Annotated in this window: 19 protein-coding genes and 7 tRNA genes; 9 read left to right on the plus strand and 17 right to left on the minus strand. The window is 43.2% G+C overall.

What is annotated here, in order from left to right; genetic code table 11:
* Positions 1 to 364: 364 nt before the first annotated feature.
* From BB427_RS23375 to dnaQ, 9 genes are all read right to left on the minus strand, one after another.
* Positions 365 to 441, minus strand: a tRNA-Asp gene (locus BB427_RS23375).
* Between the two features lie 29 nt (positions 442 to 470).
* Positions 471 to 547, minus strand: a tRNA-Asp gene (locus BB427_RS23380).
* 41 nt (positions 548 to 588) lie between these two features.
* A tRNA-Asp gene (locus BB427_RS23385) sits at positions 589 to 665 on the minus strand.
* Between the two features lie 49 nt (positions 666 to 714).
* Positions 715 to 791 (minus strand) — tRNA-Asp (locus tag BB427_RS23390).
* Positions 792 to 823: 32 nt separating this feature from the next.
* Positions 824 to 900 (minus strand) — tRNA-Asp (locus tag BB427_RS23395).
* 32 nt (positions 901 to 932) lie between these two features.
* Positions 933 to 1,009 (minus strand) — tRNA-Asp (locus BB427_RS23400).
* 30 nt (positions 1,010 to 1,039) lie between these two features.
* Positions 1,040 to 1,116 (minus strand) — tRNA-Asp (locus tag BB427_RS23405).
* A 110-nt stretch (positions 1,117 to 1,226) separates the two neighbouring features.
* The gene (locus tag BB427_RS23410; RefSeq protein ID WP_069023596.1) at positions 1,227 to 2,597 is read right to left on the minus strand and encodes a TIGR03503 family protein; all 1,371 of its coding nucleotides are present in this window, start codon (positions 2,595 to 2,597) and stop codon (positions 1,227 to 1,229) included.
* A gap of 99 nt (positions 2,598 to 2,696) precedes the next feature.
* The gene (gene dnaQ / locus BB427_RS23415) at positions 2,697 to 3,407 is read right to left on the minus strand and encodes a DNA polymerase III subunit epsilon (protein ID WP_039496935.1); all 711 of its coding nucleotides are present in this window, start codon (positions 3,405 to 3,407) and stop codon (positions 2,697 to 2,699) included.
* A gap of 69 nt (positions 3,408 to 3,476) precedes the next feature.
* On the opposite strand from dnaQ, the gene rnhA reads away from it, so the two are divergent.
* On the plus strand, positions 3,477 to 3,947 hold the full coding sequence (gene rnhA / locus BB427_RS23420; RefSeq protein ID WP_069023597.1) for a ribonuclease HI: 471 nt from the start codon (positions 3,477 to 3,479) through the stop codon (positions 3,945 to 3,947).
* 61 nt (positions 3,948 to 4,008) lie between these two features.
* Here the strand turns inward: rnhA and BB427_RS23425 are convergent, their stop codons facing one another.
* Entirely contained in the window at positions 4,009 to 4,758 is a 750-nt protein-coding gene (locus BB427_RS23425) for a class I SAM-dependent methyltransferase (protein ID WP_069023599.1), read from the minus strand.
* A 52-nt stretch (positions 4,759 to 4,810) separates the two neighbouring features.
* Between BB427_RS23425 and gloB the strand changes: the two genes are divergently transcribed.
* Positions 4,811 to 5,578 (plus strand): hydroxyacylglutathione hydrolase, encoded by a 768-nt coding sequence (gene gloB, locus BB427_RS23430; protein WP_069023601.1) that lies wholly within the window; start codon positions 4,811 to 4,813, stop codon positions 5,576 to 5,578.
* A 227-nt stretch (positions 5,579 to 5,805) separates the two neighbouring features.
* Positions 5,806 to 7,380, plus strand: a complete 1,575-nt coding sequence (locus tag BB427_RS23435; RefSeq protein ID WP_069023603.1) for a lytic transglycosylase — start codon at positions 5,806 to 5,808, stop codon at positions 7,378 to 7,380.
* A 230-nt stretch (positions 7,381 to 7,610) separates the two neighbouring features.
* Here the strand turns inward: BB427_RS23435 and BB427_RS23440 are convergent, their stop codons facing one another.
* The 4 genes from BB427_RS23440 to BB427_RS23455 form a co-directional block, all read right to left on the minus strand.
* Positions 7,611 to 7,811 (minus strand): hypothetical protein, encoded by a 201-nt coding sequence (locus BB427_RS23440; protein WP_039496929.1) that lies wholly within the window; start codon positions 7,809 to 7,811, stop codon positions 7,611 to 7,613.
* Between the two features lie 204 nt (positions 7,812 to 8,015).
* On the minus strand, positions 8,016 to 8,459 hold the full coding sequence (locus tag BB427_RS23445) for a flavodoxin (protein ID WP_010370933.1): 444 nt from the start codon (positions 8,457 to 8,459) through the stop codon (positions 8,016 to 8,018).
* Complete coding sequence (gene truC, locus BB427_RS23450) at positions 8,459 to 9,193, minus strand: tRNA pseudouridine(65) synthase TruC (protein WP_039496924.1); 735 nt, start codon at positions 9,191 to 9,193, stop codon at positions 8,459 to 8,461. The genes BB427_RS23445 and truC overlap by 1 nt, the downstream gene beginning before the upstream one ends.
* Positions 9,193 to 9,510, minus strand: coding sequence for a YqcC family protein (locus tag BB427_RS23455; RefSeq protein WP_010370929.1), 318 nt, complete (start codon positions 9,508 to 9,510; stop codon positions 9,193 to 9,195). The genes truC and BB427_RS23455 overlap by 1 nt, the downstream gene beginning before the upstream one ends.
* A 158-nt stretch (positions 9,511 to 9,668) precedes the next feature.
* Here BB427_RS23455 and BB427_RS23460 point away from each other — a divergent pair, with 158 nt between their 5' ends.
* Both BB427_RS23460 and BB427_RS23465 read left to right on the plus strand, forming a co-directional pair.
* Positions 9,669 to 10,697, plus strand: coding sequence for a DUF3549 family protein (locus tag BB427_RS23460; RefSeq protein ID WP_069023605.1), 1,029 nt, complete (start codon positions 9,669 to 9,671; stop codon positions 10,695 to 10,697).
* On the plus strand, positions 10,698 to 11,003 hold the full coding sequence (locus tag BB427_RS23465; RefSeq protein ID WP_039496919.1) for a DUF3301 domain-containing protein: 306 nt from the start codon (positions 10,698 to 10,700) through the stop codon (positions 11,001 to 11,003). It abuts the gene before it with no gap.
* Positions 11,004 to 11,078: 75 nt separating this feature from the next.
* On the opposite strand, the gene BB427_RS23470 is transcribed toward BB427_RS23465, so the two are convergent.
* Both BB427_RS23470 and BB427_RS23475 read right to left on the minus strand, forming a co-directional pair.
* Positions 11,079 to 11,426, minus strand: a complete 348-nt coding sequence (locus BB427_RS23470) for a DUF805 domain-containing protein (protein ID WP_039496917.1) — start codon at positions 11,424 to 11,426, stop codon at positions 11,079 to 11,081.
* 911 nt (positions 11,427 to 12,337) lie between these two features.
* Positions 12,338 to 12,970 (minus strand): N-acetyltransferase, encoded by a 633-nt coding sequence (locus BB427_RS23475; RefSeq protein ID WP_017216204.1) that lies wholly within the window; start codon positions 12,968 to 12,970, stop codon positions 12,338 to 12,340.
* A 276-nt stretch (positions 12,971 to 13,246) separates the two neighbouring features.
* Here BB427_RS23475 and BB427_RS23480 point away from each other — a divergent pair, with 276 nt between their 5' ends.
* The 3 genes from BB427_RS23480 (at position 13,247) to BB427_RS23490 (ending at position 14,579) form a co-directional block, all read left to right on the plus strand.
* Positions 13,247 to 13,474, plus strand: coding sequence for a DUF2789 domain-containing protein (locus BB427_RS23480; protein WP_010370914.1), 228 nt, complete (start codon positions 13,247 to 13,249; stop codon positions 13,472 to 13,474).
* Between the two features lie 71 nt (positions 13,475 to 13,545).
* Complete coding sequence (locus BB427_RS23485) at positions 13,546 to 13,806, plus strand: hypothetical protein (RefSeq protein ID WP_010370912.1); 261 nt, start codon at positions 13,546 to 13,548, stop codon at positions 13,804 to 13,806.
* A complete protein-coding gene (locus BB427_RS23490; RefSeq protein WP_069023607.1) occupies positions 13,806 to 14,579 on the plus strand; it encodes a Zn-ribbon-containing protein in 774 nt (257 codons plus the stop codon). Before BB427_RS23485 ends, BB427_RS23490 begins: the two co-directional genes overlap by 1 nt.
* A gap of 28 nt (positions 14,580 to 14,607) precedes the next feature.
* On the opposite strand, the gene syd is transcribed toward BB427_RS23490, so the two are convergent.
* Complete coding sequence (syd, locus tag BB427_RS23495) at positions 14,608 to 15,159, minus strand: SecY-interacting protein (RefSeq protein ID WP_069023609.1); 552 nt, start codon at positions 15,157 to 15,159, stop codon at positions 14,608 to 14,610.
* Between the two features lie 127 nt (positions 15,160 to 15,286).
* On the opposite strand from syd, the gene queF reads away from it, so the two are divergent.
* Positions 15,287 to 16,132 (plus strand): NADPH-dependent 7-cyano-7-deazaguanine reductase QueF, encoded by an 846-nt coding sequence (gene queF / locus BB427_RS23500; protein WP_069023610.1) that lies wholly within the window; start codon positions 15,287 to 15,289, stop codon positions 16,130 to 16,132.
* The last annotated feature ends 183 nt before the right edge of the window (positions 16,133 to 16,315 follow it).

Raw genomic sequence — 16,315 nt, forward strand, 5'->3', positions numbered from 1 at the left:
CTTTTGCCTAGATTACTAGGCGGCAAGTCGAGCGTCGCGACCAAAACACACTCAGAAGAACAAAAATCAAACAGCAAAGGTCAACAGGCCCTAGTCTATTTGTATAAAAGGCGACAAGAACTGAGACGTAAAACAATGAGTGTGGCGCGTAGGTAATCGTCTTTTGACCTAGCAGAATGCTATCCACTTAAGCAACAGCTAACCAACTGAACTATCACTTTGCTGCAACGGGCAAAGTTATAACGACATTATTATAAGCTTATGTTGAAAAATAAGTGACTTGATAGTGATGATAAGGGAAAGACTAACGTAAACGAGCTTTTTAATTTTGGTCAAGGAAGCTTGCTTAGAAGAAAATGCAAACTGGCGGAGTGGACGGGACTCGAACCCGCGACCCCCGGCGTGACAGGCCGGTATTCTAACCAACTGAACTACCACTCCGCAGTGATAGATTTGCAAGATATCTTAAATGGCGGAGTGGACGGGACTCGAACCCGCGACCCCCGGCGTGACAGGCCGGTATTCTAACCAACTGAACTACCACTCCGCAGAGATATCTTAATGACATTATTTTACTCGTTTTAGTGTTGGCGGAGTGGACGGGACTCGAACCCGCGACCCCCGGCGTGACAGGCCGGTATTCTAACCAACTGAACTACCACTCCAGCGAGTAAACAAGCTGTCATAAAGCTTGAATATAGTTATGCGATACATTGGCGGAGTGGACGGGACTCGAACCCGCGACCCCCGGCGTGACAGGCCGGTATTCTAACCAACTGAACTACCACTCCACTGAGTATTCGCATTTTTTGCTTCGAAGTGTTGGCGGAGTGGACGGGACTCGAACCCGCGACCCCCGGCGTGACAGGCCGGTATTCTAACCAACTGAACTACCACTCCATAAGAAGCAAATGCACGTTTGTAATAAGTATTGGCGGAGTGGACGGGACTCGAACCCGCGACCCCCGGCGTGACAGGCCGGTATTCTAACCAACTGAACTACCACTCCAGCGCGACTTATTGATACTACGAAGAAATTTGGCGGAGTGGACGGGACTCGAACCCGCGACCCCCGGCGTGACAGGCCGGTATTCTAACCAACTGAACTACCACTCCGCGTCATATTCTTGCAGTATTTGCTGTAAGGTGTGCTCCCTGACAGCGGCGTGAATAATACGAATGACCCCCTCATGAGTCAACCGTTTTTTGAAAAAAAACCGTGTTTTTTAGTTATCTTTCATTGAAAGGTTCAAAATATCACCTGATTTATCATTTTTTGAACCATTCCCTGCTGCGTTATTTTCAGATGGTCCTAAATCATCAAGATCAATCACTTCTTCGGTTTTCTTAAATGGATTCTTTGGCATTGGTACTTTTAGTCTAATTGGCTTTTTTTGCACCAGAATACGAATGGCTAACCAACCGAGCAATAATACAACTAAGTTACCAGCAACAATAATACTGACTAATAGCGCTGTGCTTATTGTCGGCTCTGGTTCTGGCTCAGGTTGTTTCACTGCTGGTAACGCAGCGGCTTCCAATTCAGGCACTTTTTCAATGGGTCTTTCAATTTCAAAATTGTAATTTGGCAGCGTTGCCATAAACTCACGGCCATTGATATTTTCACCAAATGCGGAGATTTCTACACCATAACGCCCCCAATCATAATTCTTGATTGGCAGCTGACGATAAAGCCGCTCTTCTGCATCTAAGGTAAACATCTGCTCTTCACCATTAGGGTAGAAAATTTTGCCCTGTAGCAATATGGTCTCAGGTTTCACAACCGTGTCGTCTATCGTAATAGTAAGGCCATGTTCAAGCTCGTTTTCACCCGCTAGCATCAATTCAAAGTTGAATGGCGGCTCAGCGATAACAATAGGTGATTTGATCACTCTCCTTTTTAGAATGGGCGTTTCAATGAAGAATTCAGGCTGCCACTCTCCCGCTGGAAAGTTTAATTTAAACTCACCAGTAAAAATTCCATCCAAGGGTCTTTCATCAAACTCTCGGCCATCATCTTTAAAGTCGGTCACGCTTTGCGTACCTGCACCAAAGTTGGCATATTCATCGTTATTGGTACTAGAGAACTCCACATACAAAGTCACAACATCCCGGAAGTAACCCACATCTATCTGTTTGCCATCATTAGTCACGCGCCCTGTTACCTTCAGCACTTCACCACGAAATAATAGCGGGGGCAAAGCTTCAACTTCGAGCTCAATGTCACCAAGCACCATTATGCGGCTATTTTTTTGGATCTGTCCGATGACTTGCCAAGGGCCTGGCGTTGGGTTCTTTAGAATGATCAAGTCATAACTGACTTCGTCGTACCATTGCAGTGCATCATTATCCAGCGAACTGGTCGCATAATATTTACTACCATCAGGCTTCACAAGTACCACGGCGGGAGCGCCTGGAGCGCGAAAAAACAGTAAAGTGATCTCTTCAATATTATAATCAATGCGAAAACGGTTATCTAAAAGAGGGATTTCATTTACCTTACCGTCCCGCTGCAACATCGTAATCTGTGGTGTTTGAGCGCCAACAACCGTACTTACTAGCAGTACAAACCCCAAGAACAGCTGTTTTAGATTCATGCATTAACCCTACATTGCGTTGATGGCTTGAGTGATCTTTTTTGGGATAAAGCCCCTAGTTAAGCGTCTACTCCACCCCAACGATACCGATTATATTCATTATTGTTGCCACAGACTTTGTCCACAAGCTTTGTTTACAAGCTCTAAACGTTCTGTATGTGCTTGTTCTTCATCGGCAGAAGCACGTAAAACTTTAAGTGCAGGGCGATTGCTGTCTAAACGAATAATGCCACCAGCTGAGTTAGCCTTATCACCTTTATTTTGATTCGCCAAATTCAGCTTTTTTTGGCCTCCCGTCATCGACAGGTAAACATCAGCAAGGATCTCAGAATCCAGTAAAGCGCCGTGCAGCGTACGCTTTGAGTTATCGATGTCGTAGCGACGGCAAAGCGCATCTAGGCTGTTCTTCTGGCCCGGATGAAGATCCCTTGCCATCACCAAAGTATCTAGCACTTGGCAATAATCATGGGTCGCCGGAAAGCCTTGGTTTAACTTAGCAAACTCATGGTCCATAAAGCCGACGTCGAACGGCGCGTTATGAATGACGAGCTCAGCTCCTTTAATGTAGTCAAAAAACTCTTGCGCAATTTGATGGAAAAAAGGTTTATCACGTAAAAATTCGTTGGTGATACCGTGAACATCAATGGCTTCTTCTTCAATGTCGCGCTGAGGGTTAATATATACGTGGAAGTTATTCCCCGTTAGTCTGCGATTGACCAGCTCAACACAACCAATTTCAATGATCCTGTGCCCCGCTTTAGGATCAATACCTGTAGTTTCTGTATCCAGTACTATTTGCCGTGTGTGCATATCGTTGCCCGCTTAACTTTGCTATTATTTTACCCTATTCGCACATTTTACATAAAAATAGGCAATTCAGTGCAAAAAACCGTAGAGATTTATACCGATGGTTCGTGTTTAGGTAATCCAGGTCCAGGTGGTTATGGTGTTTACCTCTCCTATCAAGGACATGAAAAAGAAATGAGTGCAGGGTATAAACTCACAACCAATAACAGAATGGAAATGCTTGCAGCCATTATTGCACTCGAAACATTAAAGCGTCCCTGCGATATCATTCTGTATACCGACAGCCAATATGTTAAACAAGGCATTGAGTCTTGGCTTGAAAATTGGAAAAAGCGCAATTGGAAAACCGCAGCCAAACAACCAGTAAAAAATGTCGATTTATGGCAAAGACTGGACGCTGCCACCAGCCGACATACGATCCAATGGCGCTGGGTAAAAGGTCACGCTGGAAATAAATACAATGAGCTTGTTGATGACTTAGCGCGTGAAGCGGCTTCAGGTTCACACCTACTTGTAGATGAAGGCTACGAAGCCAGTATTTAATACGCCTCTAGGAACAGCGTTCCTGTACCTACTCCATCAATGGTTACCTTAAGTCACAAAGCTAATCTTTATCTTGACAGGTTTGCCTGAGTCCAGCCCCTTTAACAGCGGGTGTCCACTTAGGCTTTACATGCCACTTGGGTTTGATTGGAGTGAGCGGCATCACCCGCTTTCTTGCCACCAACATATACACGCTTCCCATGGGCTTTAAGTAATGACGACAAAAGCGGCGCCATGGCGCAAAACGAGAAAGCCTCGAGCCTCGCGCTAAAGACGCATAGATAAAACGCTCGTCACCAACAATCTCAAACCCGAGTAAATCTAGCCAATCCTTCACCCGCGATGGAGTAAAGAAGCGCCCTGACCAAGGGAGTTTTTCTTTACTAAAGGGAAGCATTTGCGCCACACCACATAAACTAAATGGATTAAAACCTGAAATCACAATATAACCACCGGGAATAAGTGTGCGATGGGCTTCACGTAGAATATGATGCGGATCAGAATGATATTCTAAACACTGGCTTAAAATACAAGCATCGACTGAGTTTTCGTAAAAAGGTAGCTCGTCAATTTCAGCAAATACCCCGACATATTTACCTTGTGGGGCAACACAAACTTGATGCTTAATCGGGCTGGCAGAGGTATTCATTTGACCGCTCAAACAGCCGAGTTTTAGCATGTGGTAACCAAACATTCTTGGTAGCCATTCATCCAGTCGTTTTTGGATCCCCACTTTTAAATATTCACCGTGAGGAAAGTCTTGCCACTCATCGGGTTTGGGTCCTTGTAAAAAACTTAACGCTGGTTTCATTTACTAAGCTCGTTATACTGGTGTTATTAATCACTTTATAGAGCATTGCGTTATGGTGCAAGTCGATGCAATCAAAGCATTTGATGACAATTATATCTGGGTGATAAAAGACCCTCTAAGTTCAAACTGTTGGGTAGTTGACCCAGGTGACGAACAACCTGTTTTAGATTACCTCGCCAAATTTGATTTAACACTCCAAGGCATATTAGTCACCCATCACCATTGGGATCATACTGATGGCATTGCCCCGCTTTTATTACACTTTCCTAGCTTAACAGTCTACGGGCCTAAAAATGGTAAATATAAAGGCATTACTCATGGCCTTAGTGAACACGATAAGATCACACTTTTTGATACCACGCTGAACATTATCGCCACCCCAGGACACACGTTAGACCATATCTGTTATGTAAATGATGAGCTGGCTTTTACGGGGGATACCTTATTCAATGCAGGTTGTGGCAGGCTTTTTGAGGGAACACCAAGTCAAATGTGGCGCTCCTTTGAAAAGCTACTCACCCTACCTGACACATGTAAAGTGTATTGCACACACGAGTACACGCTCGCGAATCTTGCTTTTGCTGAGGCCGTTGAGCCCACTAACCAAGCACTAACCCAGTATCACCAACAAGCAAAGTCATTACGTGCCAATAACGAGCGCACAGTACCGACGACAATTGAACAGCAAAAAGCAATCAATCCATTTGTGCGTGCCGCAAATGAAGCCATTCTCACCCATGTACCAACGCAATTTATCGCGCCAGAAAATACACCAGAAGCTCGCTTTAGTGCACTGAGAAAATGGAAGGATAACTTCTAAAATATTCAATAGTGACCTAATGTAACGCCAAAATGACGCTTTTTTGGCGCACTTGCATGGGAAGTATTGAATAAATTATCCATTTTCTTTGCGACACCGCCAAAGATAAGCATATCTAACGATTTTTAGGAAGTCGAAATAAAATAATAAAGAAGCTTTAAATGCTGATACAAACTCGGTAATATTGCCGAGTTTTTGTCCGAACCCCCAAGCAAAAGAACGCATTTATGAAAAAGCTCGCCTTTATTATTGCATCATCAGCAATATTAAGTGGTTGTGAAATCACGCAAGAAACACCATTGGAAACTGCAACTGAACAAGTGAAGCAAGCCAACTTAGATCACGCGAGCCCTTATGATATCTCTCAAACACTCAGTACCTCATGGCAAGACGAAGATGAAGATGCTGTGCCTGTATTTGACGACGTATGGGAGCGGATCCGTTATCAGTTATCTATCGAAGTACCACAAAATAGACCGGTTGTCGCCGAACGTAATTACTATCAACGTCACCAAGCCTATTTAGACCGTATCGCAAAACGCGCAGAACCTTACCTCTATTATATTGTTGAAGAAGTAGAGAAGCGCAATATGCCTGTTGAAATCGCATTGTTACCTATTGTAGAAAGCGCATTCGATCCATTTGGCTATTCACACCGCACCGCTTCCGGTATTTGGCAATTTATGCCTCAAACAGGTGAACGCTTCAACCTTAAACAAAATTGGTGGTATGACGGTCGTCGCGATATTATCGCATCAACGCAAGCCGCGCTTGATTACCTCACCTACCTCCATAAAACGCTGGAAGGCGATTGGTTAAACGCAATTGCAGCTTACAACTCAGGTGAAGGCCGGTTGCTCAATGCAATCCGAAAAAATCGTAAAAAGCATTTGCCTACCGATTTTTGGTCTCTCGATTTACCTCGCGAAACCACCGCGTATGTGCCTAAATTACTTGCCTTGTCCGATCTATTAAAACGCTCAGATGAGTTTAAGGTCGCGTGGCAGCCTATCATCAATGCTCAAGTTGTTGATACCGTTGAGGTTGGGTCACAAATTGATTTAGCGCTTGCCGCTGAAATGGCCGATATTTCTTTAACTGAACTCTATCGCCTAAATCCAGGATTTAATCGTTGGGCCACCGATCCAGATGGTCCACACCAGTTATTATTACCCATGGAAAAGGTTGACGCTTTTCAAGAGAAATTAGCTAAAACTGAAGTAAAAGATAGGCTTCGTTGGCAATATTATACGGTGCAAAAAGGAGATAGCCTGTCGGTCGTTGCGACTAAGTTTAATACTAGTATCGGCGCCATTCGCTCACTCAATAGCATCGATGGCAATATGATCCGTGTTGGCCAGAAGTTATTGGTGCCACTCAGTGATGGCGAATTGCAAAGTGAGCATTTACCGCCAGAAGTGCGCCTTGCCGCCAACAAAGTAACCAAGAAAAAGCTCAGCCACACGGTAAAGTCAGGCGATACATTGTGGGATATCAGCCGCGAATACGATGTGACGGTTAAACAATTAGCTAGCTGGAATAAGTTAAAAACCAATGCGGTTTTACGCCTTGGACAAAAGCTTACCGTCTTTAAAGATGAAAAGGCAGCGACTCAAACCGTCCTCGTCAACACCGAGCGCACAATCACTTATAAAGTGCGTAAAGGCGACTCACTAGCACGTATCGCCACTAAATTTAACGTTAGCGTGAATGAAATCGTCAAATGGAACAACCTGACTGGACAGAAGTACCTGCAGCCAGGTCAAAAGTTAAAACTGAAAGTTCAGACGAAACGTGTTTAGCGCTAAGGTATAGAGTTAAAAAATAAAAATCCAATATCAGTGATGATATTGGATTTTTACATATTAAAGCAGCTCTTTTGACTCACTTTTCCTTAAAAATTACGACAGTACTATCGTTTAAATACACAGTTTTTCAATGTCGCTTACAGCTGATTTAAACCAAAAAATTTGGTTAGACTTCAATGCTGATTAGTATTATCTAAAGAAAGTTTCATAAAGAACTGATATCGTTAATACATTATTGGTGTACCACCAATCCTCCTGCAAATTCTCGATGCGTTATCCGCGTCTCGATAATCAGTAAAAGAGTCAGCCCATAACAACTCACCATTTTTGTAACATTCAAGGTAAATTTCTTCGAATGCGGTAGCATTAGACGACATAGCGGTGGCGAAAATAGCAGATACAGCAAATAGAATCGGTTTAATCATTATTTTTTCCTTTTCATTATTTTGAACTTTATAATATCGGTCACTTTTCATACAACCAAGACCAATGTCACACAACGTAACCAGAATGTAAATATTTATATTTTCTCGTTACTATGACTATGCTGATAAGTTTGCTATTTAAGCAGGCAACGCGACCTATTAAGCCGCATAAATTGAAAGGTAATGCTGAACAGAAGATAAAACCTAAAGGTTTTTTGCCAATGCTTGAAGCCAAGGCTCAGCAGGCTCCCAAGGCTCAAAATATTCACATGCATCGATGTCTAAACGCGGTTGTGCTCGAGTGGCGTTCAACTCTTCAATCAGGGCATCAATTTGCTTTCCAGCACCACAATAAGTATCGCCATAACTAGAATCCCCCAATGCGATGACCGCTACTTTCTTGCCCGTTAGCATCGGAAATTCGCTTTGCATTTGCAAAAATAAAGGCAACAAGTTATCGGGAATATCACCAGATCCGGTGGTGGAAGAAATAAATAAAATGTTTTCAGCTTGCGTTACATCAACGATGGAAGCAGGTTCAATAACACTTGCCTCATGACCCGATTTATTCAAAAACTCAGCACTGTCGTTTGCCAAGTTTTCAGCATTGCCGTACATACTTCCCACAAAAATGGAAACTTTTGCCATTATTTATAATCCTTCTCGTTGTCTGACCAGCCGAGCTGAGCGAAGACAGCCAATGCTTCTTCCCCCAAATCCGCGGTAATTGAAATCGTCGTGTTGTTATAAGGATGTACAAATTCCAATTTAGTTGCAAATAACATCAACCGACGTAAGCCAAAATGATCGACAAAAAAGTGGTTGTGTTTATTATCACCGTGATTGACATCACCAATAATCGGATGTGCTAAATAGTTGAGGTGACGCCTGATTTGGTGTTTTCTACCCGTTTTAGGAAAGCACTCCACCAATGAGTAGCGGATACTTGGATACTTCCCAAAAGGAATTGGCAAGCTACCCTGCAATAAACAATTAATCTGTGTTTGCGCCTCCTGCGGAGCTTTATCCTGACAGGCAAACTTATCAGCGATTTTATCAAGTTCTTCTTTGAGTGGTCTGTCGACGAATCTAGATTCAGGAGCAAACCCGCGAACAAGCGCTAAATAGCGTTTTTGAATATTACCGCTAATAAAGACTTCATTCATGTCTCGCGCGGCCTCAGAGCTTAGCGCAAACAGCAGCACGCCTGACGTTGGTCTATCTAAACGGTGAACGGGGAAAACATGTTGACCAAGTTGATCACGCAGCATTTGCATCGCAAATTGTGTTTCTCGCTTATCCAAAAACGAGCGATGAACCAATAACCCTGACGGCTTATTTATCGCTACATAATGCGCATCTTGATATAAGATCTCAAGCATTACGCGCTCTTTGCAATTGTATTATCAAGGTTTTTTAAGCACTGATGCACCGCATTAAAATAAAGATGTTCACTCAGCACCATTTCAGCCATTGGCGCAATCGCCATATTTTCCGGTAATGCTTCACCACTTTCTACCATTGTTCGCATTTTGCCCAAGAATACAAATTGCAACCACTGCGCGAAGGTCATCGTATCGCAGCAAAATGGCTCCGTAGAGGTAAGTGCCTTAGCCGAAATTGGCTCGTCTTGCCAAAGACCCGTTGCTTTTAAACAAGTCTCTAGTTCATCTAACTGAATCAATAATTCCGAATTCATCGGTTCTGTCTCTTTCTCAATTTTTTACATTATAGCAATTTGCATTATTTAGGAGCTAGCCAATTCTCTCAAGTACACCTTTTTCATAGGCTTATCAGCGCACCTAAAAGTAGCTATAATTGCCGCTATTGAAAATATAAGTAACATATAGAGCATTCATGACAGCGCAAATTTCAACTTTAGGTGAATTACTAACAAACGCCGGTACGCAGTGGCGAGTCTATGATCTGGGTCGACGTATCACAAAAATAGATAAGAAGCAGTTTGCGCAAATTGAGAATACTCAAGTCCCTTATCCTTATCCGCTTGGTGGTCATGCCATCATGGCAATTCAATTTTGGGATAATGAGGCGACAGTTGATCCTTATGTTTGGTTTTTAAAATTTCCACTAGATGAGCAAAGCAAGCTCATTATCGCCAGTCGTGACCACTTTGCCTCCATGGTGCTCGAAGCATTAGGTACACAACTCACGGGTGAAGCCGCTCAAGGGAAACTTGATAACAACCCTTATGTCTTCACGCCAAATGCGAACAAACTCGCTGCGTTCAATGCGCTATTAAAGCGTGAGCTTAATCGCCCGGCTTCTCAATATTACGAGCACACCGAACTCTACTTTTCGGGCAAGCTTGGGTTCGAGCGCTGGCAAGAAATAGCACTACAAGGTATTGCTGACTTTGCCCTACGTCTAGACCACGGTCATAACGCGCGCAACCTGCAACAGGCGTGGGCTGTTTTGCCTGCAGAAGTTAAGACCCCATTAGCCGCAATGCTTGAGCACGTTACCATCTCAACATCTCAAACCGAAGACTTTGTAGCCGCTTTGACCCATGCATGCCAACAGCAAGATAAGGACGCCGTAGTCACTAATTTACGTGCGATGTCGGGAAGTCACGCGCTTGGTCTCATCGCACATGCCGTAGACGCCATTTTAGCATCTGAGTTGGGATCAGATGCAGATTGCTTACTCACTATTGCAGGGCGTGCTTGGGAGACACTAACCGACCAGCAAAGGCTCTTTACCTATATGGAAAAAGCCGCTGAGAATAATCAAATCGATGGACTTTTCAGCAGTATTTTCGCAGACTTAGTTGCAATACCTATGTTACGCCCACATGTTTTAGGGATTATTAGAGCAGAAAATCGCAGTGAAACTCTGTCTCGTGCAATTGGAAGGTTATTTTCTTAAATGACAACGCTTTGGCTTTTTATCATCGTTTCATCTGTTATCGCGCTATTTTGGTATAGCCGCCAGATCGCAGAAGCGGCAAATAGGCATGCACAGCATCAAGCTGAAAGTTTGCAAGTGCAACTGTTAAGTGTTGCCTGTATTAAGCGCCGCTTTGGGGTATTAAAAGACGGTAAACTTGGAATAAAAAGCCAATTTATGTTTGAGTTTAGTTCAGATGGCGAGTCAGCCTATCAAGGCAAGCTTTACTTAGAAAATGAACGATTAGTCAAAAAAGAATTGCCCGCTTATAAAATCGCAAGTTAATTCGGTGAGTGCGAAAGTAGGCACTTAAATTCATATGAATACCAGTGCCTACTCTGAATTTATAGTACGACTATTTTAAACATATCCTTTGACGCTTGGTCCGTAGTCGTTTTCACCAACCTCGCTATCCATGGTGGTGAAATATATCATCACTAATAAACCGACAATAGGCACAAAGCTCACAAGCAGCCACCAACCCGAGCGTCCAGTATCGTGAAGACGACGAATAGATACAGCAACCGTCGGTACTAGAACCGTTAAATAATAGATACCTGTCAAAAACAGGGTTCCAAAAAGCCCGTCGACAATCCCAATAGCAAAGCCTATCAACGCATTTATCAAGATAAACATCCAATATTCTTTGCGTCTTGAACGTCCACTAAAATCGGAATATCTTTTTAATACTGTTAGATACCATTCCATTTCTTTTTCCTTAGCTATTGCGCCAACATCGTGCACTAAAAATAAGACTAAAATGAGAGTGGAATAATCTAGCAATGAGATCGAAAGGTAATAATGAAACTGCAAGCGGAAAGTTTTGAAAACTTCAACTAAGTTACTAGGAAAATAAATATCAAATTTACAAACGCCACAAAAAACTAAGGCGCTAGCCTATCTGCTGCGCCTCAATCCTGACGATTATCCCAAGAGGTATCCGATTCCTCTGCTTTACAACCCAAAAGCAATCCGCCAATTCTTCTTCCCCTGAACGGGTATGTACTCCGACTTACCCGGCTCTCATCCTTGTGTCATCCATTAGCACTTCCAGTGCATCTCCATTTTAGCCCCCTTGGCCTCCACTTCGCTTCCCGCGCTCCTACGCCATCTTGGCTCCGCTTCACATATTCCCTATGTGCTCCCTATACATTGTTACGTCCAGTGTAACCCATCCACTTCGCAATCATCCGGATTGCGCTCCTTCATCCTAGAGCCTTGCTCATCCCTATTTACTCTTCCTTGCTCCACTACGCTTCCCGCGCTCCTTGACACTCCATGTGTCTCCTTATCCCTAGTGAAGCTCCGCTTCACACTCGCTTCCTCGAGTTCCTGATCTTCCTTGCCTTATGCAATACATCCTTCTCTTGTTGTCAAATTCCTTATCCTTTGACGCTGAGCTCCTGCTCTTGTGTTTCCTTACATTATTAAGTTTACGGGGATTGAGCATTTTTGTTAGATAGCTAGGAACAATCTTTTTGCTGTCATTTAAAAGAAAAGTAGAATAATTCATTTAAAAACAAAAAGATAAGAAAAAATAACACTACAAATTCGGTACTACAAAGCGCCTTAACCCACATTCTCGTAGGAGATATCTCACAGGGTAATTTCCATTGTTGCTATTTGCTCTTAAATAACAATGTGCCTTCTACTGAGCTAAACGCCATCTTTTGTAAAACTTGATAACCGTGACCTGCAAAAAACTGCGCGTGTTCTGGCTTAGTAATAAATACTGCCATCCCTTTCGTTTCTTCACTTTGTGCAATTAAATCATCCAGCGCGGTGAGTAAATAGTGACCATAGCCAAGCCCTTGAACATGTGGGTCAACGGCAATTAGGGATAAAAAGTGACACGGCTCTTGCGTTTGCAACGCTTGTCTAATCGACTTTTCTTTATCGATAAGCTGCTGCGTTTGCAAATATCCCGCACTCATCATGAGTCGTAATCGCCAATGCCATTGCCGATTTGCGTCCAATTCATCGCCATTTGCAATAACGCATGCTACCGCGACCAATCTATCTTGATGATATAACCCCACCATAGGCTGACCCGTTTGGCCAAATGCCGACAACTCTTCTCGTATTAAGGCTCTGAGTTTTTTTTCAAAAATTGCTTCTTGTTTTGCCTCCAATACCTGTTTGAGTAGCGGATCATCGTGGTAAGCCTGATACAACACACTCGCGGCTACATTGATATCTTCTGGATTTAAATATCTAACTATTAGTTCATGTTGAGAAGTTTCTACTGACATCACGGTTCCTTATTGTTATTGCCCCAAGCTTCTGATAATCATGCCGAAATACTACTTAATATCAAAACCTCAGAATTTTTTCTGTGTACTTTAATAATGTACGGCTACTCGCTTGTGATAGATATTGATACAAGTCACAATTTATTCAGTCGTGGACAGGTATATTTATCATCGCATTAGTCATTATGGTTTTTATCGATGATGACTTGCTAAAGGTTTTACAACCACCTTTACTATAGTTAGTGAGTAAAATTCAAGCAAACGAGGGAGAACGAAATGGATACTAGTCGCCATACTATGAGTACTTTATTTGCCCAACTTGGGCTCGACAACAATCCCAAGGCGATTGAAGGGTTTGTCAAACAACACCGCCTTCCTGACGATATGCTGTTAAGCCAAGCACCATTTTGGAATGAAGGACAGCGTCACTTTATTGAAGAATCACTGAAAGAGGACGCCGATTGGAGTGAAATCATTGACGAACTAGATGCGATGTTAAGATAGCTAAAGCAATCGCTCCTTGCGTAACTTGGTGCTATGATCCACTCCTATAATTAAGGCGTTTAGGAACCTCTATGCACCCTGCTGTTGCCAGAGCTATCAAAAAATTAGTCGATAGTGGAAAGACTCCAACCGTCGCGCTAACAAAAAGCAAATTAACTCAAAGCGTCGCAATGCCAGACGTCATCTCAGGCATTGCTGCGTACAAACAAGACCCTACCTGTATTGATCACTTTCAAGAGGTTGAAGAGGTCGTCAAAGCAAGTTCACAAAGCCAATTAGATAGAATTGAAGCTAAGCTTGATAAGCTCATTGCCTTATTGGAGAAGTCGTAGTGTTTGTTGTCGACTTAACTTTTGATTGCTATGAGGAAACCACCTTAGATTCTGCCGAGCAGGCCATTAACCGTGTGGTCAATGCCCTTCGCTTTAATGGTCAAATCATTGGTGACGAATTTCCAACTGTACTTAAAGATGGCTATTTCGTTACTCGTGTGATGTGTCCAGAAGAAGACGCTTTGCATCCATTAAACCATAGTCCTTTTGTGAAGTTTGCAATTGACCAGCTACAGCAATCAGGCTTGCTTGCACCTAAGGTCAAAGTTTTTGGGCAAGATATACATGCCAACAGCGCTGATGCCTGTCATGAACCGTCAAGCTACATTCTCTACACCACATACGTACACACTTGTAGTCCACTGTATTGTGGCGACGACTTTTTACCAGTGCCTTTATATAAAATCCCAGCTATTGCCAACGGTGATTACAAAGCACTGATCAAATGGAAAGAAGATTGGCAAGCCTGCGATCAAATACAGATCAATGGTGCGACTCGCTGCGAATTTGCTGCATTGGAAGAAATTTCCAGTACAGGTAGCGATTTGTTTAGACGTGGCATGGATTTGAGCAAACGTATTCGCTTTCTCACAAAAAAACCGGTTTACTATTATCTGTATCGTGTTGGCGGCGAAAACCTCGCCGCAGAAAAAGCAAGAAAATGCCCAAGCTGCCAGGGAGACTGGTTACTTGAAGAGCCTTGGTTCGGCCTTTTCGACTTTCGCTGCGAAACTTGCCAATTGGTCTCGAATATTTCTTGGGACTTTCAATAAGGAGCGCAAGCTCCTTTATACCAACTAGCTATATTGGGTAGTTGACGGTCAGTTTTTCCACAAACTCTGCGATAGAATCAGCCAAAACATGGTGCTGCTTCTTACCGACAAACTCTAACCCAACTTGACCCGTAGCGATATCGACCGACACCAATAAGTCATCTGCTTCTGTTAAGCCAATAAACACGGTTTCAGGTTGTTTGAGCCTGCGTTTCATTAAAATATGGCCGGTGATATTTTGCTGCAAGCGCTCAAAGTCATCTTCGTTCCATGCTTGCAGTAGCTCAATTTGCTTACCCTCAATAAATGCCACGATATTGCCAGCAAAGAAATCACCATACAGTCCGTTCAATCCCTCAGGAAATTGCGTTTCCAACGCTCTGGCTAAATCATTTAGATGTCCCGCTGGCGAGCGCTCTACCGCTAGCCATTTTATCTCGTTAAGCTTGTTCGGTTCACCCTGCTCACATGGGCTCGGCCAACTTTCATCATGCTCGGTACTCGGTAAATCTTTGAAGGTCTGTTGATGATAGTCTGCATAGGCTTGATGCAAGCGCGCCATATTTACGGGCTGAGTCATATATAAAGCTCTCTTTATTTTTCTCACCTCGGGCTGAGTACTTGTTTCGTGTAATTAAGCAAATTGCTATTAATCCCGAGGTGAACATTCGTTATAATGACCGCATTGTAACGAGATTTGAATTAACATGACAGACTACAGTAATTCGCCAGAGCTGCAATCTTCTGTGCTTGGTAAAACCACAGAATATGCCAGTGTTTATACTCCAAGCCTGCTGCACCCCATTGCACGTAAACTCAATCGTGACCAAATCAATGTTGATGAGTCCGCTTTACCATTCAAAGGTGAAGATACCTGGACAGGCTACGAACTGTCTTGGCTCAATAACAAAGGTAAACCTCAAGTTGCGGTTGCCACTTTTGTGTTTCCTTGCCAAAGCTCACATATCATTGAGTCAAAATCGTTCAAACTTTACTTGAATAGCTTTAACCAAAGTCGCTTTGATACGATGGAAACCGTGCGCCAAACGCTAGCTGCGGATCTTTCTACGGCATCAAATAGCCAAGTTAGCGTGATATTATTTGGCGCAGACGAATTCGATTGTATTCCTTTCTCGCGCCTCCCTGGTGAGTGTATCGACGAGCTGGATATTGAAGTTGATAGCTACACACCAAATAGTGACTTACTACAATTTGCCTCTGAGGATGTGGTTGACGAGACGCTTCACAGCCACTTACTCAAGTCAAATTGCCTCATCACCTCACAGCCAGACTGGGCAAGCGTGGTGATAAGTTACCGTGGTAAGCAAATCGACCGAGAAGCGCTGCTTAAGTACCTAATCTCATTCCGTGACCACAACGAGTTCCATGAGCAATGTGTTGAACGCATTTACTGTGAGCTTTGGCGCACCTTTAACCCTGAAAAATTATCGGTTTATGCGCGCTATACTCGCCGCGGCGGGTTAGATATCAATCCATATCGTTCGAGTGAACAAGATCAAACTCCGTATGCGGTAAGAACTAACCGACAGTAAAACGTAAAAAAGCCATGTTCTCACATGGCTTTTTATCACATCTAAGTATTGCTATTTAACCTGTGGTTTGGATAAGGAATGTTCCAACTCATTGTTGCTAAAGCAAAACTTAGTTTTTTCCTTGTCTAGCCAGAGAGTTTTAGGGAAAACACCGCTTCCGCGTCCTGCTCTCGCTAAGGTACC

It is taken from the genome of Pseudoalteromonas sp. BMB (assembly GCF_001709235.1).
Lineage (GTDB): Bacteria > Pseudomonadota > Gammaproteobacteria > Enterobacterales > Alteromonadaceae > Pseudoalteromonas > Pseudoalteromonas maricaloris.